Below are 26,010 nucleotides of genomic sequence, written 5' to 3' on the forward strand. Positions count from 1 at the left end.
GACCGGGGAGAAGGCGAAATCCGCTCTGTACGGTTCCCCGGATCTCCGGAGCACGAAGGAGCGCAAGCGGTGATCCTCGGGCAGGACGGACCTGCGGTCGCGATCTCGGCACGTACCGCGGCCTGGCTCGAGCGGTACGCCGGACTCTCGGCCCTGCGCGTGCGTGTGCGGGGGACCGATCCGCTGATCTCTGAACAGCTCCAGGAGATCCGGGTGGTGGCGATGTCGTGGCGCGGTTCCGCTTGCGGAACCGAGGGCGCGACATCTCCGGAACCGGCCACATCATCGGAGTGGTTGTCGACGACAGAGGCAGCCGACCTCCTGGGGATCGGGCCGCGTGCGGTGGTGAAGGCCATTGCACGTGGCTCGATCCCGGCCAAGCGGGTGGGCAACCGACACCGGGTCAGCCGCGAGGACGTGGAGCACTACCGGTCTGCGAGAGCAGCGTGAAAGGGAACATGATGCCGAACCACAAGCTGACGGCGCACCGCGAGGCTGCCGACCGAATCAGTCAGAACTACAGGGCCGCTGTTGCGGAGGTCCAGGAGGACCGCGACCTGAGCAACGAGGGTCGGCAGCGGCGACTTGCCGACCTCTACGTCGATGCCAGGCGCCGGCTGACCGACCTCGCGCAGAAGGAGAAGGCTGAGCTCGACTCCCGTCGCACTGCACTGGAGAACCAGTTCTTCGGCGCCCGGGGCGCGGGCGGTGGCTGGGACACCGCATCGCATGCGATCAGCGCTCGTGACGCCAGCGATCGTGCCGCGCAGATCAAGACCCCCGCCGAGGCCGCTGAGTTGCTGGAGCGTGCCAACGCGGACGGCGACGAGCTGCTTGCTCGCGCTGTTGCTCGGCGCTCGGTGAGGGCATCGGAGCAGGCAGTGGGTCAGCGGGCCGTCGCTGATTGGGACGCAGTGTCGATGACCTACCTCGACGCCAGGCCCCGACTGCTTCCGGTGGCTGAGGAGCTGGGCCAGATCGAGAACATGAGCAAGCGCGAGGTGTTCTCCCCTTTCTCCCTCTCGAAGCCGGCGGGTCTGGACCCGGCTGCACTGAACGTGGCCGCGGTCAACAAGTCGAGCGAGCCGGTCGAGGCGTGACGCGGGCGCACGCCGCGGTCACCCCGACCCCCCGGCCCATGTCCCCTGGACCGTCTGGCGAAGTAGGACCGGGGAGTAGGTCAGTCGCTGTCCGGGCACTGCTTGGGGCTCGTTTCGGCCCTGGGGGGCGGGTGGCCCATGAGCGCCACTGAGGTCCCGGAGGCCCCGGAGACGCCCGACTTCGGCCCCCGTGGGGCGGCGTTTTGGGGCGAGACGACGACTCTCTACGAGCTGTCTGAGACTGAGACGGAGCTGCTGCGGGAGTGCTGCCGGCTGCTCGACGAGTGCGAGTCGCTGTGTCAGGCACTGGCCGAGCAGGGTGTAACCGTTCCCGGGTCGCAGGGCCAGACGCGGGTGCACCCGGCCATCGGTGAGTTACGCCAGCACCGCCTGGCGCTGGGTCGGTTGCTCGGCCAGCTCAGCCTGCCCGACGTCAGCGAGGACGCGCTCAAGACGCCCGCCCAGGTCCGGGCGTCCAAGGCTGCGCAGTCCCGTTGGCGCTCGCACAACGAGCGGAGGGCAGCCAATGGCTAGGCGCAGAGCTTCCGCGGCCATCAGTGCGGGCGATGTGTTGCCCCGGCATCTGGTCGACCAGTCCTGGGCCGGCCAGGGGGCTGGGGCGTATAGCGCCGTGTGGCGTGAGCGCAGCGCGTGGTTCAAGGCGCATGGGATCGACGTGCGCGACTGGTCGACGGTCAGTGCGGTGCTGCGGGCTTCCGAGGCGGCTCACGGTGTCGCCCTCGGAGGCGCCCTCGAGCGCGCCCGGCTGCGAGCACTGGTCGCGAAAGGGGAGGCGAACAGGTGACCAACCCCGAACCCGTAACCGAGGTCGCCGACTACCTGGCCACCCTGCCTGCCGGGGTCCGCGACCCGCTGGTGCGCATCGCCCGACTCATTCTTGACAGCACCGACGACGAGAAGCGAGCGGCCCGCCTCTTGACCAGCGTCATCGCCATGCAGGCCATTTCAGGCGACGCAGACGACCTGCTCCCGGGCGCGCAGATGATCAGCGCCCTTGGAGTCGCCATCACACACGCGCAGGCGCTCTCGGCGCCTGCGACCACGACAGGAGCCTGACCTATGTGTGCCGTCCGCCTGGAACGCATCGTCCTCGAGGTAGAGGACCGTGCCAGCCGTCCAATGGCGACCTTCGCTGCCTCCACCCGTGGCGCATCGTCGGCCCTGCACGACCTCGACGGCAGTAGCGCCGGCTCCTCCAAGTCCGTGACGGCAACCGGGGCCGCCGCGGCCACCGCAGCGCCCAAGGTGACTAACCTGGCCGCGGCTACCGCCCGCGCCGAGGCTGCCCAGCGCCGCCAGGCGGACGCCTCGGGCTCCCTGCGGGTCGCTGAGGCGAAGCTGCTGGAGTTGCGCGAGAAGGGCACCGCCAAGGCTGGCGCCGTCGCCGCAGCCGAGGAGCGGGTCGCGAAGGCTCGCCGCAACCTGACGGCGGAGACAGTGAAAGCCGCGCAGGCAGCGGTGGGCGTAACGAAGGCCAACGACGACCTGGCCGTGTCGTCGGCCAAGGCTGACCGCTCGATCAACCAACTGACGGGCCGTCTCGCGCTGGCGGCGCAGCTCGCGGTCACGCTCGGCCCCGCCCTGGCCCCCATCGGCGTCTTGGCGGTCCCTGCCGTGACTGGCCTGGCGTCTGCGCTCGGCTTCACTGCCCTCGCTGCCGGCACGGTGGTCGCCGGGTTCCAAGGGGTCGGGGACGCGATGGGCGCTCTGAACAAAGCGCAGCTCGAGCCCACGGCCGCGAACCTCAAAGCCGCCCGGATCGCGATGCAGGAGCTGTCTCCCGCCGCACGTGACATGGTGCGCGAGATCGACAGTCTGGGTCCCGCCCTGGAGTCCCTGCGCGACGCCTCCGCCGCTGGCTTGGCACCGGGCGTTGGGCGCTCGGTGGCTAACCTTCAGGAGCTGCTGCCCAGACTGCGGGGCCTATTCGAGGAGACCGCCCGCGCGGCCGGCGACTTCGCTGGCGACGCCACCGAGTCGCTGAACTCCGAGCGGTGGGCGCCGTTCCTGGCCTTCCTTGAGCGCGAGGCCCCCTCAGCAATCACCTCCCTGGGCCAGTCTGCTGGCGACCTGACGCACGGGCTGGCCGAGCTGTGGATGGCCATGGACCCGCTGAACGACGATCTGCTGCGAGTCATCAGTCGCGCGGCAGAGGGCTTCGACGACTGGGCCATGAACCTGGGGCAGACCGAAGGGTTCAGGGAGTTCGTCGAGTACGTGCGCCAGTCGGGTCCGCAGGTCGCTGATGCTTTCCAGTCGCTGGGCAACGCGGTCCTCCAGATCGCGGAGGCCGCTGCGCCCCTGGGTGGTCCGGTCCTGGCCGCGGTGAGTGCCATCGCGGACGGGGTGGCGGCCATTGCTGATTCCCCGCTCGGCACCCCGTTCCTCGCTGCCGTAGCTGCGGTGACGACGCTGAACCGGCTGCTGAAGGTCACCGCGGCTCTCAGTGCCGTGGCTGGCGCGACATCCGGCGCCGCCGGGACTGCGGCTGCTGGTGCTGCTGCCAGCAAGGCTGCTACCGCTACCAGGGCGGCGGGGCCTGTCGGACTTGCTGTGGGTGCTGCCCTGATCGCCGGCCCGCCCCTTGCCGATCTGATCAACCAGGCCAAGGGTTACGACGGCATCACGTCCTCGATCGAGTCCCTGAGCGGACAGCTCCGCAAGGGCGAGCTGCCCAACGAGTTCGAGGCCATCCGCCAGGCCACTGACTTCCTCTCGGAGCGCAACGGGTTCCAGCAGTTCATGGACTCCGGCAGCCGCCTCTTCGGCACAGAGATCGGCAAGCTCAAGGAATCCGACGACATGATCCAGGCGCTCGATCAGTCCCTCACGGGCATCGCCCAGCAGCGAGGTCCCGAGGCCGCGTCCCGGGCCTTCGACAAGCTGACCACCCAAGCCGGCATGTCACGCGAAGAGATCGGGCAGCTCAAGAACTTGCTGCCCGGCCTGACCGACGCAATCGGCAGCCGCTCGGTGGGCGACCTCCTTAACATCTTCGACGACCTGCCGGGCATTCTAAATCGCGGCACGAAGGCGGCCAACACCTTCAAGGGCGCACTCCAGTCTGCGACGGCAGCCCTGGAGGGACGTGCGTCGGCGCGCGACTTCGAGGCGTCGGTCGACGACGCAACGGCCGCCCTGCGTCAGAACGGCCGGACCCTCGACATCAACACGGCAAAGGGTCGAGCCAACTCGGCGGCGCTGGACAACATCGCCGGCTCAGCACTCAAGGTTGCCGACGGGATGCGCGGCGCCAACCGAGTCGAGTTCCTCAAGGGTGCCCGCGGTGACTTCATCGCGATGGCCCGCGACATGGGCAAGACTGCCGCGCAGGCCCGCAACCTGGCAGATCGCCTCGGGCTCATCGCGAGGCAGGACATCAAGCCGAAGATCGACCTCAACAAGGCACCGTTCGATGCTGTGTCCCGCGCGATCATGGCCGGGTTGCGGAACCTCGACAGGCAGAACCCGCGCCCGACCGCCGACATCAACGCCGGCCCATTCACGGGCAAGCGGGCGATGATCATGGCCGCGCTCGGCGTGACGGACCGCTTCACTGCTAACCCGGCCGTGAACCTGACCGACAACGCCTCGGGTAAGGCGCGGTCGATTCAGGCGTCCATCAACGCCATTCAGGGCAAGACGGTGGAGATCGTCGTCAACACCTTCCGCAACGTGTTCGGCAACAAGAACGAGGACGGTGGCCTGTACGACGGGCCGGTTCGCGCGTTCGCCGATGGTGGCTACGGATCCAACGGGCGCTACTACTCCCGCGACCCGCAGATCGTCCCGGGTGGCGCGAACATCCAGTGGGGCGAGAAGTCGACTGGCTGGGAGGCCTACATCTCGGGCAAGCCTGGCCAGCGTGCGCGCAACGTCAGCATCTTGGACGAGGCTGCGTCCCGGCTTGGCGTGCCCGGTCCGGGCGAGGCGGTGGCGATGGCGGCTCGCAACGCCGCGCTGATGGAGCAGATCACCTCCGGCGGTCGCCAGTCCGCTGCGGCGGCGTCCGCGCCTCGCATGGCGCCCGCGCAGTCCATGGCGGTGTCGTTCGACGACGTTCGCCTGTCCGGCACGGTCGACACCCGCACCGGCCTGGCGACCATGACCGGGATCGCACGCGCCGCCGCCCGCCAGGAGTTCGCAGCAATCGAGCGCGACGACGAGAGGGAGGCCCGGTGACCCAGTCCATCGTCAGCGACCTGGCCTCTATCCTTCCCGGCATGCCAGACGTGACAGACGATCTCGCGCTCATCAAGGGCCTGCCAACTGGCCCCATGTTCAGCATGGGGGACGAGAGGGCTTGGGCCAAGGTTTCCTGCGACAGCTGCTCCGCACCACAGATGCTGGTCATTGTCAGGTGCGACGGCGAGGGTCAGCAGTGGCTCCGTTGCCCGACTTGCAAGGCCGCTGCCATCGTTGACGGCGCAGTTGTGCTCCCTCGTCAGTCGGGTCTGCGCAACCCCGCAGGCCAGCCGGAGCCCGACCAATACGTCTGGGATGAGGTCCGCGCCTGCATGTCGGCTGGTGCTCACAACGCGGTGGTCATGCTCTGCCGGAAGTTGCTCTTTCATCTTGCGGTAAGTCAGGGGCTGCCACCCAAGAATGCTCGGAACCGGGCGCCAAGCTTTGAGCAAGCGGTTAACCACCTTGAGGCCGAAGGCCTGGTGACGAGTCGAATGCGACCGTGGGTCGTGAAGATCAAGGACGTGGGGAACGAGGCCAACCACGAGATCCCTCGGGTTACCGCTGCTGACGCGCGGACGATCGCCAAGTTCACAGAGCAGATGCTCCTGATGACCTACGAGTATCCAGCGGACCTCGAGGAATCGGCGCCTCTCGAAGTACCTGAGGCAGGCCAGCCATAGCCCACCATGCAGACGATGGCAACGAAACCGGCAGGTTGCGCGATCTTTCCCTCCGGTGTCGAGACACTGTTGGCATGGATCGACTCCTGACGCCGCCCGTTGGTGTAGCTCTCATTCTCGCTCTGTCGTCATGCTCCGGCGAGAGCGCATCGAGCGCGTCCGATCCGGCGCCGACTGCCACGGTGACGACGACAGTCACTGCATCGCCGGGGGACGCCTCGGAAAGTCCGCAGCACAGCATGGTGGCCAAGCTTGGCGACGTTCAGCCAACAGAGTGGGGTGACGTTGCCGTGCTTGAGTTCAATCCTCAGGTCACCTCCGATCCGGCGGCGCAGCGGAGCGTGGACCAGCCGCGCTGGGCGGGCGCATTGGCGCGCACATGTGTCAATGAGGATTGGGACGGCGAACCGATCATGCTGTCTTGGGGTCCGTGGTCGCTGACCGACCAGGACGATGGGACGTACCTCGAGACGGGGATCTCTGGCGGCGTCTCCTACCCACAACCCGCGTACCCGCAACTCGGCGACCGGACTACGCGTCCGGGTTCGTGCAGCCAGGGTTGGATCGTGTTCTCGGCTGCCCCAGGCGCGACGATCGCCGAGGTGGCTTACGAGGGACAAGGGTTGGATGCGCCTCTTGTTTGGTCGCTCGACTGACGAGAAGCACTCCTGCCTAGGTCACCAGATTCTGGACCGCAAACTAGAAGGTGCTCCGTCGCTGGCCGGATGCACGACGCCGCCACCCAGAGCTGGCGCACGAACGGGTCGGACCTCCCATCGCGGGCAGGCTCGGCCGAGATGACCCAGCCCTCCCATCCCTTGCCCTGACGCTCTCGCCAGCCCAGCAGCAGGCCCGGGGCCACGTCCTCGGCCCAGCGGCCTGTGAAGCAAACATGGACGTGCTCAGCGCGGTCGTGGGGCATGGCGGGATGGTAGGCGTGAACGCCGACGCGGCCTTCTGGCAATCCCCGAGCATAGGGTTCGAAGAATGGATGAGAACCGTGACTCCAAGTTCGACGCCGTAACGACAGGCGGTCTCGCTGCCGCGGGTGCTGGCGCGGGCCTGGGAGCGGCTGCGGACCTGGTCGTTCCCGGGCTCGGGTCAATTACGAGCGTCGCAGTCCAGTCAGTTTTGAACTTGAGTGGCCGGGCCGTCGAGCGGCGACGATTGCGGGCTGCGCGGGCACTGCAGTTGGGTTCTGACTTCGCTCACGTGGACATTACGGAGGTCGAGGCGGCCGCTCAAACCTCCGACCGGAAACTCGAACTGGCACTGTTGGCGCTGTCGGCCGCATCGCAGTCCGCGCTCGAGGCGAAGATCGCCGCGCTTGGGCGTGCGATGGTGACAGGCGTCTTGGCGCGGGACGAGGCCATCGTCGACCAGGAGTTTCTGATCGTGCAGGCTTTGGCGGGGCTGGAGGCCCCCCACGTGCGAGTCTTGGATCTCTGCCGCGGTTCGTCTCAGGTTCAACGTAATGGGCGCGCTTACGACTCGCGCGACCTGGCTTGGACGCCAGAGCGCTTAGCGTCGGAGTACAGGGGAGCTGCGCCCGTCATGCCGGCACTCCTCGCCGCGTTGGTGAGCGCTGGTGCCGTCCGAGACATCTCCGTTGGACGCACGGACTATCACCCAACCTACGAGTCGAGTCCTTTCGGCAACCTGCTGCTCGCCCGTTTGGAACAGGCTGGACGTGACGAGGCTGCCGCCACGGGAGACGCTGAACCCGCCGCTGGAGCGGACCGCCTGGCGTGAGCGGCGTTCTGGAGCGCGGATGGGAAGATAGACCATGACCGACGCGCGCGAACCCCTCCCCATAGTGCAAGCGTCTGACGAGGATGTGGCTGCCGCGGCCTACGGGGCGGGCGGTGAGCCCGATCCGGCAACACCCCTGGGTGCGGCTGCGCTGTGGCAGACGGCGCTAGGGATGGGCCCAGACCAGTACCGGACGGCTCTTGAGAACCTGTCGTTCGTCCCGAATGTATGGGGTGACTTCTCGGAGGCCGTTGGCCTCATCTCAGGCCGATCGATTCTGACCCGGGTAGATACGCCGGACGGTGCTCCTCACGTCAGTTACGTCCGATTCATCGAGTACAGCGGCGCGAGTGGCGCTGTGGCGTTCGCAGACGCGCCCCTTGATGACGTAATTGTGATGACATTGGTCAAGCCCCCGACTTCCCCTGGTGGTTGGTCTACAGCCTGACCCGCGACTACGCGCCTCCAGTCGACGAGCTGGAGCTCTGGTAGGCGGACGTGGCCGTCCGGCCTCGAGCTCCATCGGACACCCCGGGATCACGCAGGGTCCGAAGCCTGGATCTGCCAGCTTGGGCATGTGGGTTGGTGCAGGGCATGAGTTAACTCACGCGATCGTGCAGTAGGGTCGCCCGCCTAAGGCTGGCCGTAGAGAAACGAGTCTGGTGGGTTCTGTGTCGAACGACGTTAAGTTGCACCCAGATCCTTTCCGCCTAGACCGACGGCACCCGACGTCTGTGGCGTTCTTCGACGAAACTGGTGCGATAGCTTCCGACCGGTTCTTCGTTGTCGGAATGCTTAGAATCGAAGATCACTCGGCGCTGCTGAAAGAGGTCAAGGCGCTTCGGTCGCGACATAAGTACCGCGAAGAGTTCAAGTTTTGGTCAATTACCGAAGCCAACAAACAGGCCTACAAAGACCTGATCGACCTCCTGCTGAACTCGGAAGCCCGCTTCAGTTGCTTCGTCGCAGATCGTCATGTGGCAGATCCCGTGGCTAGGTTTGGCAATACGTTCGCGGCCTACGAGAAGCTGACGATTCAGTTGGCGCACGGGAGCATCAAGCCCTACGAGCTCATGACCGTCATCGCCGACAATTACTCGGCGCCCAATGAGCGTTCTTTCGAGCAAACCGTCAAAACGCAGTGCAATAGGCGGTTGAAGCGTCTGGGCGTCGTGTCGGTGGTCCAGGTGGATTCCGGCGCCACCGAGGGTTTGCAACTTGTGGACATTCTTGTCGGTGCAGTCGGGTCGGAGTTTCGCGCCAATGCGGGACTGGCCTCGCATGTAGCGCATAAAGCCGAGGTCGCGGCGCACCTTCGCGCGAGGCTCGGAACGTCAACGTTCAATCTAGGCTTCGTTAAGAATGGTTTTTCTGTTGCCATTTACGAGCACGAGGAGTGGTTGCGTCGTGCTCAGAAGCGACTAGCGAACTCGAGCCGCACGGTCGAACCGCCTAACCGTGCGGCCGAGCCGGACGAACCCAAGCCGCGTAAGACTCGCAGGGGCAGGCGGGGTGGTCGTCGGCGGCGTGGTGGTCGACCTACGGGCACGGCTTGACTCGTTCACGTCGACACGTCATGATTGTGCGCAGCACGTGGGCTTCGCGTCCGTAGTGCATACGCCGTGATCGGCGTATACCCCATGCCGCGCGGGCCTCGCGTCTGTAGCGGCGGCATAGCAGATGAGCGCCGGAGTGAGAACTCCTGGCGCTCTCTGTCGTTTAGGGGGGTGAACGTACAGAACCGCCCCGGCCGATACCTACGGCCGGGGCGGTTGCTGTCTGACGGGGTGGTCAGGCGCTCACCGTTCGCTCCGCAGCAGCGAGCGCGGCCGTCAGTGCCTCGACGGCACACCGCAGCGTCTCCACGGCATCTGTGTCGGCGCCGCAGTCTCCGTGAAAGTAGACATGATCGCTCTCCCCGTCCACGGCGAGAGCGATCACAACCTGCCCACCTTCCGCGTTCCTGAGGGCCATCGCCGCCTCAGACTTCTTGATCACGCCCAGGTCGTTGTCCTCACGCACGTAGACATCTGAGGTGGCGCCAGTGGAGTAGGTCTGCCTGACCCGCAGGCCCAGCGGCTGAATGGCGAGGGTCGTCCCGCCCAGCACGGCGTCGGGCAGGCCGCTCATCGCTGCGCCTCCGCACGGTCTGCGGCCTCGAGCAGCAGGCTGGCCAGCTCGCGGGCCTGTGTGGGCGTGAGGTCGCTGGCGTCGTCGGAGTAGACCTCGACGAACGCGACGCCCACGACGCCGGGGGCGGTCTCCAGCAGTCCCTCGGAGACGCCAACTTCGCCGACGTAGCGAGGGTCGGCCATGTGGTCGCGGCTGGTGGCGTTGTCGGTGTCATACCAGTGCTGGTAGCCGGCGCCATCGTGGCCGGCGCACCAGGGCGGACAGATGGCCTCTGTGGGGTGCTGGGTGCGGTGGGACATGGTGGTCATCGGGACTCCCGGTGTTCGAAGGGTGTTTCTCAGAGTGTCGGCGAGGTCACGCTGGCGCAGATCGCCCCGCACGCGACGGTCTGAGGCCCGGCGGTGCGGGTCCCGGCGGCCGAGGACGAGCCGCGCCGCACCGACCTGCGGCTCGTGCTGGTGGGGGCGGCCGCGTGGGCCGGGGCGCTGCTGGCGCGGGCGTACGGGGGCCCGGCCGTCCTGGTCCCGGTCCTGCTGGTGCCGGTCGTGGTGCTCGGCGTGGTCGCGACCCGGCGTCGTGCGCCCGCCGCCCTCGTGACCGTGCTCGGCGTGCTGGTCGCCCTGGGCGCGGGCGCCGGCGCGACGGTGCTGCGGGCCGCGTCGGTGGCGCAGAGCCCGGTGACGGCGCTGGCCGCCGAGGGCGCGGCGGTGACGCTGACCGGCCGTGTGGTGACGGACCCGCGCCTGGTGCCGGGACGGTTCGGCGACCTGGTCGTCGTGCGCCTGGACGTCCGCGACGTGATCGGCCGCGGCGAGCGGTCCCTGCTCTCCGCGCCCGCGCTGGTCCTGGGCGGACCGGAGTGGGCGTCGGTCGAGCTCGAGCTCGGGTCCGAGGTCAGGACCACGGGACGGTTGTCCGTCGCGGACGACCCCGACCTGTCGGCGTTGCTGCTGGGTGCCCGGGCCCCGGAGGTGGTGGCGCCGCCCGGTCCGGCCTGGCGCGCCGCGACCCACCTGCGCACCAGCATCCGGACCGCCGTGGACCACCGACCGCCCGAGCAGGCCGCCCTGGTGCCGGCCCTGGTGGACGGCGACGACGCCGGGCTGGACCCCGCCCTGGCGGCGGACTTCGCCACGACGGGTCTGACCCACCTGACCGCCGTGAGCGGCACCAACCTCACCCTGGTGGTCGGGTTCCTGCTGGTGCTCGCGCGCTGGGCCGGCGTCCGCGGCCGGTGGCTGATGCTCGTCGGGGCCCTGGGCGTGGTCGGGTTCGTGCTGCTCGCCCGCACCGAGCCGAGCGTGCTGCGGGCCGCCGCGATGGGCACCGTCGGGCTGCTCGCCTTCGGTCTCGACGGCCGGGACCGGGCGCTGCGTGCCCTGGGTCTCGCGGTGCTGGTCCTGGTGCTGCTGCAGCCGCACCTGGCCGCGGCGCCGGGGTTCGCGCTGTCGGTGCTGGCGACGGCCGGCATCGTCCTGCTCGGTCCGGGGATGCGGGACGCCCTGGCCGGGTGGATGCCCCGGGTGCTGGCCGAGGCGGTCGCGGTGCCGCTGGCCGCGCAGCTGGCCTGCACCCCGGTGGTGGCCGCCATCTCCGGCCAGGTCAGCCTGGTCGCGGTCGGGGCCAACCTCCTGGTCGGCCCGGTGGTGGCTCCGGCCACGGTCCTCGGGCTCGTCGCGGGTCTGGTCGGACTGCCTGGGGGATCGCCACCACGGTGTCGCGCGGGCCCGGCACGCTCGCGGCCTGGTGCGTCGGGTGGATCGTCCTCGTCGCCCGGCGGGGTGCCGACCTGCCGCTGCCCGCGTTGACGTGGGGGACCGGGGCCGTGGCGCTGGCCGTGCTGACGGTGCTGACCGTGCTGGTGGCGCTGCTCGCTCCCTGGGTGCTGCGCCGGCGGGTCCTCTCCGTGCTCGTCGTCGTGGTCCTCGTCGCCGTCGTGGGCGCCCGCGTCCCGCTGCCCGGGGGCTCCTGGCCCCCGTCGGGCTGGGTCGCGGTGGCGTGCGACGTCGGGCAGGGGGACGCGCTGGTGCTGCGGAGCGGTCCGGGCAGCGCGGTCGTGGTCGACGCCGGGCCCGAGCCCGAGCTCGTGGACCGGTGCCTGGACCGGCTCGGCGTCACCCGTGTTCCGCTCGTGGTGCTGACCCACTTCCACGCCGACCACGTCGACGGACTGGCCGGCGTGCTCGAGGACCGTGCCGTCGGCCGGGTGGTCGCCACCCGGGTGCTCGACCCGCCGTCGGGCGTCGCGCAGGTCACCGACGCGCTCGCGGCCGCGGGCGACCCCGCGGCCGTGCCTGCTCCCGCGGGCACCGTCCGGGTCGGGGACGTCGTCCTCCAGGTGCTGTGGCCCGAGCCGGGCCCGGTCACCGACGGTGCGGGGGACGGGTCGAGCGCCAACGACGCCAGCGTGGTGCTGCTGGCCGAGGTGGGGGCGTACGCCTGCTCCTGACCGGTGACGTCGAACCGGCCGGTCAGGCCCGGATCGCTGCGGAGCTGGGTGGCGCCGACCTCGGGGTCGACGTGCTGAAGGTGCCCCACCACGGCAGCTCGTACCAGGACCTCGACTGGCTCACCGGGCTGGAGGCGGGCACCGCGCTGGTCTCGGTGGGCGCCGACAACGACTACGGGCACCCCGCGCCCGACGTCCTCTCCGCGCTGGAGGCGGCCGGCACGGCGGTCCACCGCACCGACGAGGAGGGCGACCTCGCGGTCGTCCCCGGTCCCGACGGAGGGCCCGTGACGGTGGTCGACGGCTGAGTCCTCCGGCCAACCGAGGCCGGGACGAGGTCGGGACGGCGGTGTCGGTGCGTTGTGGGAGGCTGCTCGCATGTCACCTGCCGACGTCCTGGGCCGGGTGCTGCTGGTGACCGGCAAGGAGGAGTACCTCGCCGAGCGCGCGGTCGCACGGGTCCGCGGGGTGGTCCGCGCGCACGACGCCGAGGCCGAGCTCGCCGACACCGACGCCTCGACGCTCAGCCTCGCCACCCTGGGCGAGCTCGCGGCGCCCTCGCTGTTCTCCACCGTCCGCTGCGTCGTGGTGCGCGGCCTGCAGGACCTCCCGGAGGAGTCCGCCGCCGGTCTGCTGGCCTACGCCGCGGAGCCGGCCAAGGACGTGGCGCTGGTCCTGGTCCACGGCGGCGGTCAGAAGGGGACCGGCCTGCTGGCCAAGCTGCGCAAGGTCGCCGCCGTCACCGAGGAGAAGACCGGGGAGGTCAAGGCCTCCGAGCTGTCGGCGTTCGTGGCCGGCGAGGTGCGGGCCCACGGGGCGACCATCGACCGCGAAGGCGCCCAGGCCCTGGTGCAGGCCGTCGGTCACGACCTGCGCGGCCTGGCCGCGGCGGCCTCCCAGCTGGCCTCCGACTTCGGGCGCGCACGGATCACCGAGGAGGTCGTCGGTCGCTACTTCGGCGGCCGCGCCGAGGCCAAGTCGTTCGCCGTGGCCGACGCGGCCTTCGCCGGTCGCCGCCAGGCGGCGCTGGAGGAGCTGCGCTGGGCGTTGGACAACGGCACCGCGCCGGTGCTGGTCACCTCGGCCTTCGCCGGCAGCGTCCGGGGCCTGGCCCGCTACAAGGGGGCGCCGCGGGGCATGCGGGAGGCCGACCTGGCCCGCGAGATCGGCGTCCCGCCGTGGAAGGTCCGCCAGGTGCGGGACCAGTCGCGATCCTGGCCCGACGAGGCCCTCGCGGCGGCGATCCGTGCCGTGGCGCGCGCCGACGCCGACGTGAAGGGCGCGGCCAGCGACGCGGCGTACACCCTCGAGCGCCTGGTGCTCACGGTCGCGGCGCTGCGCGACGCGCGCTGATCTGCCGCGCTGAGATCGGCGCGTGACCGGGGGGCCGTACGCCGACAGGCACGACGCCCGGACCCGCACCCGACATGCACCGTCGCCGCAGGTCAGCGACGCGCGGCGGGCCGATGCCCGGACTTCCGCCGGTCGGTCTACGGCATGAGGCGCTGGGCCGACCCCCGCCCGGGTACGACGACGACCCGCCGGGGATCCCCGGCGGGTCGTGATGTCAGGCTCGGCCGCCCAGGCGGCGCCGGCTCAGAGAGAGGCGGTGCGCTTGCCGATGGCCGACTTGCGGTTGGCGGCCTGGTTCTTGTGGATGACGCCCTTGGAGACGGCCTTGTCCAGCTTGCGCGTGGCGGCCTGGCCGAGGGTGGTCGCGGTTGCGGTGTCGCCGGAGTCGGCGGCCTCGCGGAACTTGCGGATGGCGGTCCTGAGGTCGCTCTTGACCGCCTTGTTGCGCTGGTGACGCTTCTCGTTCTGCTTGATCCGCTTGATCTGGGACTTGATGTTCGCCACTGCTACGCCTTCGTCGTCGGGTGTGCTGCCGGTCGGTGCCTGGTACGTCTGGTGAGCGGGCGCGTCAGCGCCCCACTGCGACAGGCAAGGCTAGCAGCGGGCCCGGGGGCGCCCAAATCAGGCGCCGGGGCCACCGGCGTCAGCCGTTGCCGCCGAACCCAAGCCTACGGGCCGAGCTCAGGGCCGCACCCGCCAGGGCGCGCGCCCGGTCACCGCCAGCCCCGGCGCTCGCAGAGCCAGGACCAGCAGACCTCCGCCTGCCACCGCTGGGCCTCGCGGACGTGGGGCGAGGTGGTCGGCACGGGCATCGTCGCCGAGTGCAGGAACATGCCGGTGACCAGCGCCAGCAGCGCGTCCACGTCACTGGGCCGGACGTCGCGGGTCACGCGCGCGCCGGCCAGCGCCTCGTCGACGTCGAGGCCGTCGCCGCGGGGGCCGATCATGAGCAGCACCGTGTCGACCCAGGCGGCCCCGAGCGCGGGCCAGGCCCAGTCGCAGACCAGGGTCCGGCCGTCCGAGGCGAGCAGCAGGTTGTCGTCTCGAACCTCGGTGTGGACCAGGGTCGAACCGGCGGTGGCGGCACCGAAGCCCGCGGCGAGCCGGGCGGCCTGCTCGCGGCGCTCGGCCAGCAGCGGGAAGGCGACCGCGGCCACCCGGGGCACCTCCCAGTAGCCGGGTGCGGCGGCGAGGTCGTCGGCCAGCGCGGCCGGGCCGGACCCCGACAGCAGGCGCCCGGGCGGCGGGGTCAGCGCTCCGGCGACCTGCTCGAGGGCGTCGACGCAGCGGGCGAGGTCGGCGGTGTCCCAGGGGCGGCCGGGGGTGCGGGCCTCGACGTGCTCGAGGCCCAGCGCGACCCACTCGTCGTCCTCGTGCACCCACCGCAGCGCGGGGGCCGGGACGCCGTCCGGCAGGGCCGCGAGCGTGCGGGCCTCCGCGCGGTACGACCCGGCGAACGCGCGCTGCGCCTGCACCGACGCCGCCTTCACGAAGTGCCGGCTGCCGTCGGCGCAGACGAGCACGGAGGCGAAGGCCGGCGTGAACCCACCGCCCTGGGAGATGGCCTCGACGACGGGGGAGCCGCACCGCTGCTCGACCAGCCGCCGCACGTGGACCGGCAGGAACCGCCACTCCAGGCGCCGCGCGGTGCGCCCGTGCGGGACCAGGGACGGGATCGAGGAGGGGGCCACCACGCCCCCATCGTTGCCGAGATGACGCCCCCGACCGGCCGAGGTGACGCTCGCGGCGCGTCGAGATGACGATTCCGGCGCATCGACGTGACGTTCTCGGCGCCCCGGACCGTCGCGGCCCGAGGTCTCAGCCGGGCAGCTCGGCCTCGGTCTCGTAGCGCCGCACCGCCGTGATCAGCCCGTCGGCCACCTCGAAGACCACCCAGGTGTCGGCCGGCTCCGTGGTCGGCGCGTCGGCCGGCGCGTCGGGCGTGCGCCACCGCGCCTGCTCGTGGACCACGACGCGCCCGCCGTCGGCGACGAGCTCGTGCTGCGGCGCCAACGAGATCCCAGAGCGCTCCAGCCAGGCCCGCATCACCTCGGTCCCGCGGGCCTCCCCGCGCGGGCCGCCCACCGCGACGTCGGGGGAGCAGAGCACCAGCGCCCGACGTACGGCGCCGGCCTCCACGGCCTCGTGCCAGGCCGCGACGACCCGGGCCGGGTCCTGCTCAGGAACAGAACCGAGCGCACGCACCAGCTCGACGACCACGGCGACCCGCTCGGGGTTGGGGCGCGGCACGCGGTAGCGGCGGGCGTACCGCTCCTCGGCCTCGGCGACGACCGCCGGGTCCTCGCTGACCCGGGCGGTGCCCTCGAGCGAGGTCCACCACCGCCCGTCGACCGTGCCGATCGCGACCGGCACGCCGTCCTCGCCGCCGGCGCGGATGTTGCGCGCCTTGACCGAGCCGCGGGAGGTGACCGCCCACGCGCGCCGGCCGTCGGCGTCGAGCACGACACCCATCGGCGTGACGTGCAGCCCGCCGTCGGGACGCGGGGTGGTCACGGTGCAGAGGTGCCGCTCGCGCCAGAACGAGAGGTACGCCGGGTCGGCCAGGCGGGCGAGCGGGCGGGGCAGGTCGGGGGACGGGTCGGTCACGCCCCCAGTCTGCCGCGCCGCCAGTCGGTCGCGCCCACCGCCGGTCAGCGGCGCTCGGGCTGCAGCGTCCTCGACCACAGCGCCCCGCCCTCCACGTCGCGGAGCGTCACCGTGAGCTCCTGCGTGGCGCCGTCGATGCCGACCTCGCCGAAGAACTGCGACCCCTCGGCGGGGGAGGTGTTGGGCCGCGGCGGCGCGGCGACGAACTCCGCCCGCGGCCCGAAGGTGGCGTCGAGGGCGCTCGGGCCGAACGCGCCGGCGTTGAGCGGTCCGGAGACGAACTCCCAGAACGGGTCGAAGTCGCTGAACGACGCGCGCTCGGGGGAGTAGTGGTGCGCAGCGGTGTAGTGGACGTCGGCGGTCAGCCACACGTGGTTGCGGATCCCGAGCCGCTGGAGCCCGCGCAGGACCGTGGCGAGGTCGATCTCGCGGCCCAGCGGCGAGCCGCCGTCGCCCTGCGCGATGCCCTCCTGCGCGGTGCCGTCGGGCACGACGAGACCGATCGGGAGGTCGGCCGCGATCACCTTCCAGGTGGCGCGGGAGCGCTCGAGCTCGCGCAGGAGCCAGCGGGTCTGCGTACGGCCCAGGACGCCGCCGTCGCGGGTGGTCTCGTCGTTGGCGGTGTTGGGGTCCTTTGCGCTGCGCATGTCGAGCACGAACAGGTCGAGCATCGGCCCGAGGTGCAGCACGCGGTAGACGCGGCCGTCGGGGTCCGGCGAGATCGGGGCGACCGGGAGGTAGTCGTGGAAGGCCCGCTTCGCGCGGCGCGCGAGCACGTCGACGCGGCGCTCGGTGTAGCGCTCGTCGGTGAGGAGCTCGCCGGGGTACCAGTTGTTGGTGACCTCGTGGTCGTCCCACTGCGCGACGATCGGCGTCCGCGCCAGGAACGCGCGCCAGTTGTCGGCCTCGAGGTTGTAGCGGTACTGCCCGCGGAACTCCGCCAGCGTCTCCGCGACCTTGGTCTTCTCCGGGGTGACCAGGTTGGTCCAGGTCTCGCCCGAGGGCAGCAGGACCTGCTCCTCGAGCGGCCCGTCGGCGTAGACGTTGTCGCCGCTGCAGAGGAAGAAGTCGGCGTCGCGGGCGGTCATCGCGTCCGCGATGCGGAACCCGCCGTACGCCGGGTTGACGCCCCAGCCCTGCCCCGCGATGTCGCCGGACCACAGGAACCGGACGTCGGCCGGGCGGCGCGACGCCGTGCGCAGGTGGCCGGTCCCGGGCCGGCTGGTCGCCTGGCGCCGGTGCTCGTCGACCGCGGTGACGCGGTAGAAGACGTCGCGCCCGGCGGGCAGGCCCCGCAGCGGCACCTGGCCGGTGAGGTCGGTCCGCGGGGTGACCAGCGGGCCGCGGACCCAGCGGGAGCGCCGGAAGGACGGGTCGGCCGAGACCTCGGCCCAGAGCCGGGAGGGGCGGTCGGCGCGCGCCCACAGCTGGCCCGAGTCGACGCCGACGTCGCCGGCGGAGACGCCGTGCGTCAGCCGGGGACGGTCCCGGCGTACGAGCGCCGGCGCCGCCGCAAGCCCGGTCCTCGCCGCCGTCGCGGCGGCCGCGGAGGACGCGGCGGAGGAGGGCAGGAGGACGGCGCCGCCGAGCAGCGGCACCGCCCCGAGCAGGGCACGGCGCGAGGGTCCCGAGGAGGTCATGGGACACCTTCCCCACGCCGGCGTGAACGCCCGATGAGCGCAGCGGGCCGCGCGGGTGTCCGTACCGGAGCACGCAGGTGTCCGGAAGCGTCACCTCGACGCGCCGCGAGCGTCATCTCGGCTGTCCGCGAGCGTCACCTCGGCGGGTTCGGTGAGGGGAGGGGGGCCGTGGGACACTGGTGGGGACCGCCGCCTCGCTACAGAAATGACGACGTGCCCAAGACTCCCGCTGCTCCGCAGCCCGGCAGCACCGACCCGGCGATCATCCGGAACTTCTGCATCATCGCCCACATCGACCACGGCAAGTCGACCCTGGCCGACCGGATGCTGCAGCTCACCGGGGTGGTCGACGCCCGTGCCGCGCGCGCCCAGTACCTCGACCGGATGGACATCGAGCGCGAGCGCGGGATCACGATCAAGAGCCAGGCCGTGCGGATGCCCTGGACGGTGCCCGAGGACAACGACGAGCTCGCGGAGCCCGGCACCTACCTGCTCAACATGATCGACACCCCCGGCCACGTCGACTTCACCTACGAGGTGTCGCGCTCGCTGGCGGCCTGCGAGGCCGCGATCCTGCTGGTCGACGCGGCCCAGGGCATCGAGGCGCAGACGCTGGCCAACCTCTACCTGGCGATGGGCGCGGACCTGCACATCATCCCGGTGCTGAACAAGATCGACCTGCCCAGCGCCGACCCCGACAAGTACGCCGCCGAGCTCGCGGGCCTCGTCGGCTGCGACCCCTCGGACGTGCTGCGCGTGTCGGCCAAGACCGGCGTGGGCGTCGAGTCGGTGCTCAACGAGATCGTCAAGCAGACCCCGCCGCCGGTCGGCGACCCCGCAGCCCCGCCCCGGGCGTTGATCTTCGACTCCGTCTACGACACCTACCGCGGCGTGATCACCTACGTCCGGGTCATCGACGGCAGCCTGACCCACCGCGACCGGATCAAGATGATGTCGACCGGCGCGACCCACGAGATGCTCGAGGTCGGGGTGATCAGCCCGGAGCCGAACCCCGCCAAGGAGCTCGGCGTCGGCGAGGTCGGCTACCTGATCACCGGGGTGAAGGACGTCCGGCAATCGCGCGTCGGCGACACGGTCACCAGCCAGCACGGCGGCGCGACCGAGATGCTCGGCGGCTACGCCGACCCCAACCCGATGGTCTTCGCCGGTCTGTACCCGATCGACGGCGACCAGTACCCGGACCTGCGCGAGGCCCTAGAGAAGCTGCAGCTCAACGACGCGTCCCTGACGTACGAGCCGGAGACCTCCGGCGCGCTCGGGTTCGGGTTCCGCTGCGGCTTCCTCGGCCTGCTGCACATGGAGATCACCCGCGACCGCCTGGAGCGGGAGTCCGGCCTCGAGCTGATCTCGACCGCGCCCAGCGTGAGCTACGAGGTCACCATGGAGGACGGCTCGCTGCACACCGTCACCAACCCCAGCGAGTACCCCGAGGGCAAGATCGGTGAGGTGCGCGAGCCCGTCGTGGACGCCACGCTGCTGGCGCCGGCGGACTTCATCGGCGTGATCATGGAGCTGTGCCAGATGAAGCGCGGCACGCTCAAGGGGATGGACTACCTCTCCGAGGACCGGGTCGAGATGCGCTACTCGCTGCCCCTGGCGGAGATCGTCTTCGACTTCTTCGACCTGCTGAAGTCGCGCACCAAGGGCTACGCCTCGCTCGACTACAACCTCGCCGGCGAGCAGGCCGCCGACCTGGTCAAGGTCGACATCCTGCTCCAGGGCGAGCCGGTCGACGCGTTCTCGGCGATCGTGCACCGCGACGGCGCGTACGCGTACGGGGTGTCGATGGCCGGCAAGCTCAAGGACCTGATCCCGCGCCAGCAGTTCGAGGTGCCGATCCAGGCCGCGATCGGCGCCCGGGTGATCGCCCGCGAGAACATCCGCGCGATCCGCAAGGACGTGCTCTCCAAGTGCTACGGCGGCGACATCACCCGCAAGCGCAAGCTGCTGGAGAAGCAGAAGGAGGGCAAGAAGCGGATGAAGATGGTCGGCCGCGTCGAGGTCCCCCAGGAGGCCTTCGTGGCCGCGCTGACCAACGACGGCGCCGGGTCCAGCGGGGAGAAGGGCAAGAAGTAGCCCACTCCTGCCCGGCCGTGGTCCTCGGCCGGGGACTTCCCGCTCCCGACGACCGGCCGCGAGCCCTGCTGGGTCAGCGGGGGAGGCGGCAGGTGCCGCCGACGCGGCCCCGGCTCAGGGTGGCGCCGAGCCCCATCAGCCAGCACGTCGGGCAGCCGCGCCAGGCCACCACGGCCGGCACGAGCAGCAGCAGCGCCACCGGCCGGCTGCCGGCCAGGGCGAACGCGGCGACGACGAGGACCAGCCCGAGCACCCCGCGCACCACGTGCTCGGTGACCGAGCCGCTGGCGAACATCGACGTCACGGGGTCGGCGCCGGGATGCACCTCGGCGTCCACCTCGGCCGCGGTGTCCTGGCGGGTCGGCGCGGCGGTGGTCATGCGGCCAGGCTAGTCGGCCACCGGCTGGTCCGGCAGCGGGCACGGTCGCGCCAGCAGCGCCCCGAGCGCGACGAGGCGGTGGTCGGAGCCGACGGCGCCGGTGAGCATGACCCCGACCGGCATCCCGTCGGCCGGTGACGTCCCCGCCGGCACCGACAGGGCGGGCACCCCGGCCAGGTTGGCCACCACCGTCCAGCAGTCGGTGTACGGCGCGAGCATGGGGTCGGCGACCGAGGCGTTCGGCGGCCCGGCCGGCGCGAAGAGCGGCGCGGTCGTCGGCAGGGTGGGGGACAGCAGCACGTCGTGGTCGGTGAGGGCCGCCGCGACCTGGGCACGCAGCCGCTGACGCACCTCGGCCGCCTCGGCCAGCGCGGCCGGGCGCTGCTCGGCCAGGGAGCGGCCGAGCCGCAGCCGGCGTACCACCTCGGGACCGCAGCGGCCGCTGGCCAGCCACGGGGCGAGCACGCGCGCAGCGGCCGCCGACGTCAGGTCGAGGTACGCCGCGAGCGCCCGCGGCGCGTCGGGCACGGTGGCCGGCACGACCTCCGCGCCCAGCGCGCGGAGGAGGTCGGCGGACTCGTGCAGGCGCGCCAGGACCCCCGGCTGGTTGGTCGCGTCGGCCAGCTCGGTGACCAGGCCCACCCGCAGGCCGGCCAGCTCGGCGCCTCCGCGGGGGCCGTCGGTGCCGCGGCCGAGGCCGGGTCGCGGCGTGCCCCCGGTCATCGTGGTCAGGGCGGCGGCGAGCACGCCGGCGTCGGCCGCGATCGGCCCGACCCGGTCGCAGCTGGGGTCGAAGGGGACCACCCCGCCGGCCGGTACGAACCCCGGGGAGGGGGCCAGGCCCAGCACCCCGCACTGCGCTGCGGGTTCGCGCACGGAGCCGCCCGTGTCGGTGCCGACCGCGAGGTCGGCCAGGCCGGACGCGACGGCGGCCGCGCACCCGCCGCTGCTCCCGCCCGGGCTGCGGCGGTGGTCGTAGGGGTTGCGAGTCGCGCCGTGCACCGACGTCGCCGTCGACGCGCCCATCGCCAGCTCGTCCATGTTGGCTCGTCCGAGCACCACCGCACCGGCGGCGCGCAACCGGGCCACGACCGGGGCGTCGTGCACCGCAGCCACCCCGTCGTGACCGTGGCTGGCGCACGCGGTGACCTGACCGGCGACGTCGATGTTGTCCTTCACCACGTAGGTCAGCCCGGCCAGCGGTCGCGGCACGCTCCCGGCGGCGACCTCGGCGTCGAGGGCCCGGGCGTGGCGGAGCGCGCCGAGCTCGTCGACGAGCACCAGGCTGCGCAGGGAGCCGTCGGCGCTGTCGATGCGGCGGAGTCGGGCCAGGACGGCGTCCTCGACGGACGCCCGCGGGCGTGGCAGGCTCACGGTCTCAGCGTGGCAGGGGCGGTCAGGCGTGGGCGAACCGGCCAAGCACCCGGTCGGCGCGGACGCCGTCGAGGTGCGCGGCGAAGATCCGCTGGTAGCCGAGCTCCTCGCGGGTGCGCGCCGGGGGCAGCCCGGGCAGGGACACCGACTCCCAGTCGTCGTCGGGCACCATCGCCGCGCCCTGGCGCGCCATCACGTCGGTCGTGCCGGACCCGTCGCCGAACTGCTCCTTGCGGCGCCAGAGGATCTCGTCGGGCAGCCAGCCGGCGAAGGCCTCGCGCAGCAGCGCCTTCTCCTGGGCCTGGGGCTGCCCGTCGTCGCCGAGCAGCTTCCACTCGACGGGGACCCGCTGGGCCACCTCGAGCACCTGGCGGGCCAGGAACGGCACCCGTGCCTCCAGCCCGAAAGCCATGCTGACCCGGTCCGCACGCTGCAGGTTGAGGTGGTGCAGCACCTCGATGCCGTCCACGAGGGCTTCGGCGAGGTCGGCCGCGGAGAGCTCGCGCAGGTGGTGGTAGCCGGCGAACAGCTCGTCGGCACCCTCCCCCGTGAGCACCACCTTGACGTGCTGCGCGGCGAGCTCGGAGAGCAGGTAGTTGGGGACGGCGGAGCGGATCAGGGACGGTTCGTAGCTCTCGGTCGAGCGCACCACGTCGGGCAGCACCGCGACCACCTCGTCGTCGGTGTAGACGCGTTCGTGGTGCTCGAGACCGAGGTGCTCGGCGACGACCCGGGCCGCCGCCAGGTCGGCGCTGCCGTGCGTGCCGGCTGCGAACGAGCGCACCACCGCACCGGGCTCGGCCTCGTGGGCCATCACCGCCGCCACGATGCTGGAGTCGAGCCCACCGGAGAGGAAGACCCCGAGCGGGACGTCGGCCATCATCCGCTCGCGGACACCCTCCACCACGGCCCCGCGCACCGCGGCCAGCGCCTCGTCACGGTCGGTGAAGGGGGCGCCGACGCCGGCACCGCCGCCCAGCGGGTCGTGACGCAGGTCCACGACGCGGCGCAGGCCGCCCTCGGGGGTCCAGACGTGCCCGGGCGGGAACTCCTCGACGTACGGCCGCAGGTGGGTGGCGAAGGCGGCCAGCTCGGAGGCCACGACGACGCGGTCGTCCACCTCGGCCCAGTACAGCGGCTTCACGCCGAGGGGGTCGCGGCCCAGGACCACGCCGCCGTCGGGGTGGGCGACGCAGAAGGCGTACATGCCGAACAACCGGTACGCCGCGTCCGCCCCGGCCTCCGCGACCAGGTGCAGCACCACCTCGGAGTCCGAGCGGGTACGGAACGGCCCCTCGAGCTCCGCGCGCAGCACGTCGTGGTTGTAGACCTCGCCGTTGGCGACGACCCACCAGCCGTCGCGGTGGTCACGCGGACCGTGCTCGTCGGGCCCGATCCCGCCGGTCATCGGCTGGGCGCCGCCGGCCAGGTCGACGATGGCGAGCCGGGTGTGACCCAGCCAGGTGGGGCCGACCTGCTCCGATCCGGTGCCGTCGGGACCGCGGTGCGCCAGCGGACCGATCATCGCCTCACCCAGGCGGCGGCCCTCCCGCAGCCGCTCCGGGCTCGGTCGGCGGTCGTGGACGGCGGCGATTCCGCACATGCGGGGGGCTCCTGGGTCGGCGGGGTGGTGCGTCCATCGTGGTCCACCCACGTTACGGCTAGCGTCACGCGGCGTGACCGTCTCCCCGAACGACCTGCCCCCGGGGGTACGCGCGATGGCCGCCCGCGGACCCGACTGGGCCGCGTGGGTCGACCTCCTGCCCCGCCGCCGCGCCGAGGTGCTCGAGGAGTGGCGGCTGGTCCCCGACGGCGCCGCCGCCCACGGGTACTGCTCGCTGGTGCTGCCGGTGCGTGACGCCGACGGCCGGCCCGGAGCGCTGAAGCTCGCCTTCGACGGCGACCAGGAGTCCGCCCACGAGCACCTCGCCCTGCGGCAGTGGGACGGCGACGGCGCCGTACGCCTGCTGCGCGCCGACCCGCGCCGCCGGGCGCTGCTGCTCGAGCGGCTCTCGACGCAGGACCTCGCCGACGAGTGGGACCTCGCCGCCTGCGAGACGGTCGCGGCGTTGTACGCCCGGCTGCACCGGCCCGCGCTGCCGCAGCTGGCCTCGCTCACCTCGTACGTCGGCCGCTGGACCGAGGCGCTGGCCGCCCTCCCGCGCGACGCGCCGCTGCCGCACCGCCTGGTCGAGCAGGCCGTCTCGCTGGGGCGGTCCTTCGTCGACGACCCCGCCAGCACCGGGGTGACCGTCCACGGCGACCTGCACTACGGCAACGTGCTGGCCGCACCCGACCGCGAGGGCGACGACTGGCTGGCCATCGACCCCAAGCCGGTCGACGGCGACCCGCACTACGAGGTGGCGCCGCTGCTGTGGAACCGGTTCGAGGAGCTGGCCGGGGACGTCCGCGGCGGGGTGCGGCGCCGCTTCCACGCGACCATCGACGCCGCCGGTCTCGACGAGGACCGGGCGCGGGACTGGGTGGTGGTGCGGATGGTGCTGAACGCGGCGTGGGAGCTCGACGACGCCCGCACCGACGCCCGCGCCCCGGACGCCGACCTGCTCACGCGGTGCGTGAGCGTGGCCAAGGCGGTCCAGGAGTGAGGCGGGTCAGCCGTCGAGGATCGCGCGCAGCGCCGCACGGTGGGCGTCGTAGGCACGTCGCCCGTCCCGGGTGAGCCGGTAGCTCGTCGACGAGCCGCGGCCGCGGCCGCTCTTGCGGACCGCGACGTACCCGGCCTGCTCGAGCGCCGTCATCTGCTTGGAGAGGTCGGAGTCGCTGATCGCGAGGTGGTCGCGCAGGAAGGCGAAGGTGGTCGTCTCGGAGCTGCTCAGCAGCGCCATCGCGGTCAACCGCTTCGGGGCGTGGATCACCGGGTCGAGACCCGCGGCCCCGAGCCCGACCGGCTCGCTCATGCGAGGGCCAGGCGCGCGCGCACCCGTGCCACCGCGCGCTCGTAGGCCCGCTCGTAGAGCCACAGGCCGGCGGTGACCCCGACCAGCACCACGACGCAGACGGTGACCGGCCCGGCGAGCCACCCGGCGAGCCCGACGGCGACGGCGAGGACCGCGAGCCCACCGAGGAACTGCCAGTAGGCCCGGTCGACCTCCGGCGGCTTGCTGCCGGTCATCCGCGGCCACGCCCCCTGGCGCCGCACCATCCACCCGATGAAGGCGAGCTCGAGGGCGACCAGGGCCAGCAGGGCCACGCCGCTGAGGTCGAGCAGCAGGACGGCGGCCAGCGACGCCGCCCAGGCGCCGACCACGGGCGGGTACCACCAGGGGCTGGGGAGGAGGTCGACGTACGGGGCCGCCTCCGCCCGCTCGACCTCGCGCAGCTGGTCGGCGACCTCGTTGCTTCCCATGCTGGAAAGCGTACTGACCACTTTCCGTCGCGGCAAGTGGTGGACCAGGGCCGGCCGGACGCGTCAGCGGTGGGCCGCGCGGTCGGCCTCCAGCGCCGCCCCGACGATGCCGGCCTTGTTGCGCAGCGTGGCCGGCACGATCTCGGTGCTGATCTCGAGCAGCGGCAGGAACTCGTCGGCCTTCTTGCTGACGCCCCCGCCGACCACGAACAGGTCGGGGGAGAAGAGTCGCTCCAGGTGCCGGTAGAACCGGGTGAGCCGCTCGGCCCAGGCCGCCATCGTCAGCTCCTCGCGCTCCCGGGCGGAGTTGGCCGCGCGGTGCTCGGCGACGTGCCCGTCGAGCTCGAGGTGTCCCAGCTCGGAGTTCGGCACCAGCTGTCCGTCGTGGACCAGTGCGGAGCCGATCCCGGTGCCGAGCGTGGTGACCAGGACCAGGCCGCTGCGGCCGCGGGCCGCGCCGTAGGTCGCCTCGGCGAGGCCCGCGGCGTCCGCGTCGTTGACGACGTGCACCGCGCGTCCCAGGGTGCGGGTGAAGAGCGCGTCCGCGTCGGTGCCGACCCAGGCCGCGTCGATGTTGGCCGCGGAGCCGACGACGCCGTGGCGCACGATGCCCGGCATGGTCACCCCGACCGGGGCGTCGGAGACGGGGAACGTCGAGACCACCCGGGCCAGGGCGTCGGCCACGGCCTGCGGCGTCGCCGGCTGGGGGGTCCGCTCGCGCACCCGCTCGGCGGCGAAGTCGCCCGCCCCAAGGTCGACGGGCGCGGCCTTCATCCCGGTCCCGCCGATGTCGACCCCGAGCGGGAGGCGGGCCAGGTGCCCCGGGTCGGGGTGCGTCGTGTCGCTGCTGGTCATGGGGAGCAACCCTGT

27 protein-coding genes are annotated in these 26,010 nt (G+C 72.0%); 15 read left to right on the forward strand and 12 right to left on the reverse strand.

Features of this window, described 5'->3' with window-relative positions; genetic code table 11:
• Positions 1-69 precede the first annotated feature (69 nt).
• The 9 genes from ENKNEFLB_RS09690 to ENKNEFLB_RS09730 all read left to right on the forward strand — a co-directional run bounded on the left by ENKNEFLB_RS09690 (position 70) and on the right by ENKNEFLB_RS09730 (position 9,297).
• Positions 70-450, forward strand: a complete 381-nt coding sequence (locus tag ENKNEFLB_RS09690) for a helix-turn-helix domain-containing protein (RefSeq protein ID WP_214058993.1) — start codon at positions 70-72, stop codon at positions 448-450.
• On the forward strand, positions 447-1,100 hold the full coding sequence (locus ENKNEFLB_RS09695) for a hypothetical protein (protein ID WP_214058994.1): 654 nt from the start codon (positions 447-449) through the stop codon (positions 1,098-1,100). The genes ENKNEFLB_RS09690 and ENKNEFLB_RS09695 overlap by 4 nt, the downstream gene beginning before the upstream one ends.
• A gap of 138 nt (positions 1,101-1,238) precedes the next feature.
• Positions 1,239-1,634, forward strand: a complete 396-nt coding sequence (locus ENKNEFLB_RS09700) for a P27 family phage terminase small subunit (RefSeq protein ID WP_214058995.1) — start codon at positions 1,239-1,241, stop codon at positions 1,632-1,634.
• Between the two features lie 267 nt (positions 1,635-1,901).
• Positions 1,902-2,177 carry a hypothetical protein gene (locus ENKNEFLB_RS09705; RefSeq protein ID WP_214058996.1) on the forward strand — a complete coding sequence of 92 codons (276 nt, stop codon included), beginning with the start codon at positions 1,902-1,904 and terminating at the stop codon, positions 2,175-2,177.
• 3 nt (positions 2,178-2,180) lie between these two features.
• On the forward strand, positions 2,181-5,303 hold the full coding sequence (locus ENKNEFLB_RS09710; protein WP_214058997.1) for a hypothetical protein: 3,123 nt from the start codon (positions 2,181-2,183) through the stop codon (positions 5,301-5,303).
• Positions 5,300-5,989, forward strand: coding sequence for a DUF4145 domain-containing protein (locus tag ENKNEFLB_RS09715; RefSeq protein ID WP_214058998.1), 690 nt, complete (start codon positions 5,300-5,302; stop codon positions 5,987-5,989). Before ENKNEFLB_RS09710 ends, ENKNEFLB_RS09715 begins: the two co-directional genes overlap by 4 nt.
• A gap of 74 nt (positions 5,990-6,063) precedes the next feature.
• Positions 6,064-6,645, forward strand: coding sequence for a hypothetical protein (locus ENKNEFLB_RS09720; protein ID WP_214058999.1), 582 nt, complete (start codon positions 6,064-6,066; stop codon positions 6,643-6,645).
• Positions 6,646-6,976: 331 nt separating this feature from the next.
• Entirely contained in the window at positions 6,977-7,741 is a 765-nt protein-coding gene (locus tag ENKNEFLB_RS09725; RefSeq protein ID WP_214059000.1) for a hypothetical protein, read from the forward strand.
• Between the two features lie 734 nt (positions 7,742-8,475).
• Complete coding sequence (locus tag ENKNEFLB_RS09730; RefSeq protein WP_214059001.1) at positions 8,476-9,297, forward strand: DUF3800 domain-containing protein; 822 nt, start codon at positions 8,476-8,478, stop codon at positions 9,295-9,297.
• A 235-nt stretch (positions 9,298-9,532) separates the two neighbouring features.
• Here the strand turns inward: ENKNEFLB_RS09730 and ENKNEFLB_RS09735 are convergent, their stop codons facing one another.
• Positions 9,533-9,871 carry a hypothetical protein gene (locus tag ENKNEFLB_RS09735; protein WP_214059002.1) on the reverse strand — a complete coding sequence of 113 codons (339 nt, stop codon included), beginning with the start codon at positions 9,869-9,871 and terminating at the stop codon, positions 9,533-9,535.
• On the reverse strand, positions 9,868-10,182 hold the full coding sequence (locus ENKNEFLB_RS09740; RefSeq protein ID WP_214059003.1) for a DUF6907 domain-containing protein: 315 nt from the start codon (positions 10,180-10,182) through the stop codon (positions 9,868-9,870). The genes ENKNEFLB_RS09735 and ENKNEFLB_RS09740 overlap by 4 nt, the downstream gene beginning before the upstream one ends.
• A 93-nt stretch (positions 10,183-10,275) precedes the next feature.
• On the opposite strand from ENKNEFLB_RS09740, the gene ENKNEFLB_RS22515 reads away from it, so the two are divergent.
• The 4 genes from ENKNEFLB_RS22515 to holA all read left to right on the forward strand — a co-directional run bounded on the left by ENKNEFLB_RS22515 (position 10,276) and on the right by holA (position 13,676).
• Entirely contained in the window at positions 10,276-11,682 is a 1,407-nt protein-coding gene (locus ENKNEFLB_RS22515) for a ComEC/Rec2 family competence protein (protein WP_246535940.1), read from the forward strand.
• A complete protein-coding gene (locus ENKNEFLB_RS22520) occupies positions 11,679-12,323 on the forward strand; it encodes a ComEC/Rec2 family competence protein (protein WP_246535941.1) in 645 nt (214 codons plus the stop codon). The genes ENKNEFLB_RS22515 and ENKNEFLB_RS22520 overlap by 4 nt, the downstream gene beginning before the upstream one ends.
• Positions 12,324-12,394: 71 nt before the next feature.
• The gene (locus ENKNEFLB_RS22525; RefSeq protein ID WP_246535942.1) at positions 12,395-12,631 is read left to right on the forward strand and encodes a ComEC/Rec2 family competence protein; all 237 of its coding nucleotides are present in this window, start codon (positions 12,395-12,397) and stop codon (positions 12,629-12,631) included.
• Positions 12,632-12,701: 70 nt separating this feature from the next.
• Positions 12,702-13,676, forward strand: a complete 975-nt coding sequence (gene holA, locus ENKNEFLB_RS09750) for a DNA polymerase III subunit delta (RefSeq protein ID WP_214059004.1) — start codon at positions 12,702-12,704, stop codon at positions 13,674-13,676.
• 243 nt (positions 13,677-13,919) lie between these two features.
• Here the strand turns inward: holA and rpsT are convergent, their stop codons facing one another.
• The 4 genes from rpsT to ENKNEFLB_RS09770 all read right to left on the reverse strand — a co-directional run bounded on the left by rpsT (position 13,920) and on the right by ENKNEFLB_RS09770 (position 17,923).
• On the reverse strand, positions 13,920-14,180 hold the full coding sequence (rpsT, locus tag ENKNEFLB_RS09755; RefSeq protein ID WP_214059005.1) for a 30S ribosomal protein S20: 261 nt from the start codon (positions 14,178-14,180) through the stop codon (positions 13,920-13,922).
• Positions 14,181-14,389: 209 nt separating this feature from the next.
• Positions 14,390-15,370, reverse strand: a complete 981-nt coding sequence (locus ENKNEFLB_RS09760) for a phosphotransferase family protein (protein WP_246535943.1) — start codon at positions 15,368-15,370, stop codon at positions 14,390-14,392.
• Positions 15,371-15,494: 124 nt separating this feature from the next.
• A complete protein-coding gene (locus tag ENKNEFLB_RS09765) occupies positions 15,495-16,283 on the reverse strand; it encodes a pyridoxamine 5'-phosphate oxidase family protein (RefSeq protein WP_214059006.1) in 789 nt (262 codons plus the stop codon).
• 44 nt (positions 16,284-16,327) lie between these two features.
• Positions 16,328-17,923, reverse strand: coding sequence for an alkaline phosphatase D family protein (locus ENKNEFLB_RS09770; protein ID WP_214059007.1), 1,596 nt, complete (start codon positions 17,921-17,923; stop codon positions 16,328-16,330).
• A 213-nt stretch (positions 17,924-18,136) separates the two neighbouring features.
• Here ENKNEFLB_RS09770 and lepA point away from each other — a divergent pair, with 213 nt between their 5' ends.
• On the forward strand, positions 18,137-20,020 hold the full coding sequence (gene lepA / locus ENKNEFLB_RS09775) for a translation elongation factor 4 (protein WP_214059008.1): 1,884 nt from the start codon (positions 18,137-18,139) through the stop codon (positions 20,018-20,020).
• Between the two features lie 73 nt (positions 20,021-20,093).
• On the opposite strand, the gene ENKNEFLB_RS09780 is transcribed toward lepA, so the two are convergent.
• From ENKNEFLB_RS09780 to asnB, 3 genes are read right to left on the reverse strand one after another with little or no spacing between them, the layout of a single operon-like run.
• Positions 20,094-20,399 carry a hypothetical protein gene (locus tag ENKNEFLB_RS09780; RefSeq protein WP_214059009.1) on the reverse strand — a complete coding sequence of 102 codons (306 nt, stop codon included), beginning with the start codon at positions 20,397-20,399 and terminating at the stop codon, positions 20,094-20,096.
• 9 nt (positions 20,400-20,408) lie between these two features.
• The gene (locus ENKNEFLB_RS09785; RefSeq protein WP_214059010.1) at positions 20,409-21,773 is read right to left on the reverse strand and encodes an amidase; all 1,365 of its coding nucleotides are present in this window, start codon (positions 21,771-21,773) and stop codon (positions 20,409-20,411) included.
• Between the two features lie 22 nt (positions 21,774-21,795).
• The gene (gene asnB, locus ENKNEFLB_RS09790; RefSeq protein ID WP_214059011.1) at positions 21,796-23,376 is read right to left on the reverse strand and encodes an asparagine synthase (glutamine-hydrolyzing); all 1,581 of its coding nucleotides are present in this window, start codon (positions 23,374-23,376) and stop codon (positions 21,796-21,798) included.
• A gap of 73 nt (positions 23,377-23,449) precedes the next feature.
• Here asnB and ENKNEFLB_RS09795 point away from each other — a divergent pair, with 73 nt between their 5' ends.
• The gene (locus ENKNEFLB_RS09795; RefSeq protein ID WP_246535944.1) at positions 23,450-24,379 is read left to right on the forward strand and encodes an aminoglycoside phosphotransferase family protein; all 930 of its coding nucleotides are present in this window, start codon (positions 23,450-23,452) and stop codon (positions 24,377-24,379) included.
• A 6-nt stretch (positions 24,380-24,385) separates the two neighbouring features.
• On the opposite strand, the gene ENKNEFLB_RS09800 is transcribed toward ENKNEFLB_RS09795, so the two are convergent.
• The 3 genes from ENKNEFLB_RS09800 to ppgK all read right to left on the reverse strand — a co-directional run bounded on the left by ENKNEFLB_RS09800 (position 24,386) and on the right by ppgK (position 25,995).
• The gene (locus ENKNEFLB_RS09800) at positions 24,386-24,691 is read right to left on the reverse strand and encodes a transcriptional regulator (protein ID WP_214059012.1); all 306 of its coding nucleotides are present in this window, start codon (positions 24,689-24,691) and stop codon (positions 24,386-24,388) included.
• Entirely contained in the window at positions 24,688-25,140 is a 453-nt protein-coding gene (locus ENKNEFLB_RS09805; protein ID WP_214059013.1) for a hypothetical protein, read from the reverse strand. The genes ENKNEFLB_RS09800 and ENKNEFLB_RS09805 overlap by 4 nt, the downstream gene beginning before the upstream one ends.
• A gap of 63 nt (positions 25,141-25,203) precedes the next feature.
• Entirely contained in the window at positions 25,204-25,995 is a 792-nt protein-coding gene (gene ppgK, locus ENKNEFLB_RS09810; RefSeq protein WP_214059014.1) for a polyphosphate--glucose phosphotransferase, read from the reverse strand.
• Positions 25,996-26,010 lie beyond the last annotated feature (15 nt).

Origin of the sequence: Nocardioides aquaticus (assembly GCF_018459925.1) — a bacterium.
Taxonomy (GTDB): domain Bacteria; phylum Actinomycetota; class Actinomycetes; order Propionibacteriales; family Nocardioidaceae; genus Nocardioides; species Nocardioides aquaticus.

Excerpts from the sequence above, each read along its gene's own strand:
- ENKNEFLB_RS09800 (WP_214059012.1), bottom strand. The coding sequence starts at position 24,691 with ATGAGCGAGCCGGTCGGGCTCGGGGCCGCGGGTCTCGACCCGGTGATC.
- ENKNEFLB_RS09780 (WP_214059009.1), bottom strand. The coding sequence starts at position 20,399 with ATGACCACCGCCGCGCCGACCCGCCAGGACACCGCGGCCGAGGTGGAC.
- ENKNEFLB_RS09740 (WP_214059003.1), bottom strand. The coding sequence starts at position 10,182 with ATGACCACCATGTCCCACCGCACCCAGCACCCCACAGAGGCCATCTGT.
- ENKNEFLB_RS09710 (WP_214058997.1), top strand. The coding sequence starts at position 2,181 with ATGTGTGCCGTCCGCCTGGAACGCATCGTCCTCGAGGTAGAGGACCGT.
- ppgK (WP_214059014.1), bottom strand. The coding sequence starts at position 25,995 with ATGACCAGCAGCGACACGACGCACCCCGACCCGGGGCACCTGGCCCGC.
- ENKNEFLB_RS09805 (WP_214059013.1), bottom strand. The coding sequence starts at position 25,140 with ATGGGAAGCAACGAGGTCGCCGACCAGCTGCGCGAGGTCGAGCGGGCG.
- ENKNEFLB_RS09735 (WP_214059002.1), bottom strand. The coding sequence starts at position 9,871 with ATGAGCGGCCTGCCCGACGCCGTGCTGGGCGGGACGACCCTCGCCATT.
- ENKNEFLB_RS09700 (WP_214058995.1), top strand. The coding sequence starts at position 1,239 with ATGAGCGCCACTGAGGTCCCGGAGGCCCCGGAGACGCCCGACTTCGGC.
- asnB (WP_214059011.1), bottom strand. The coding sequence starts at position 23,376 with ATGTGCGGAATCGCCGCCGTCCACGACCGCCGACCGAGCCCGGAGCGG.
- ENKNEFLB_RS09720 (WP_214058999.1), top strand. The coding sequence starts at position 6,064 with ATGGATCGACTCCTGACGCCGCCCGTTGGTGTAGCTCTCATTCTCGCT.
- ENKNEFLB_RS09770 (WP_214059007.1), bottom strand. The coding sequence starts at position 17,923 with ATGACCTCCTCGGGACCCTCGCGCCGTGCCCTGCTCGGGGCGGTGCCG.
- holA (WP_214059004.1), top strand. The coding sequence starts at position 12,702 with ATGTCACCTGCCGACGTCCTGGGCCGGGTGCTGCTGGTGACCGGCAAG.
- ENKNEFLB_RS09725 (WP_214059000.1), top strand. The coding sequence starts at position 6,977 with ATGGATGAGAACCGTGACTCCAAGTTCGACGCCGTAACGACAGGCGGT.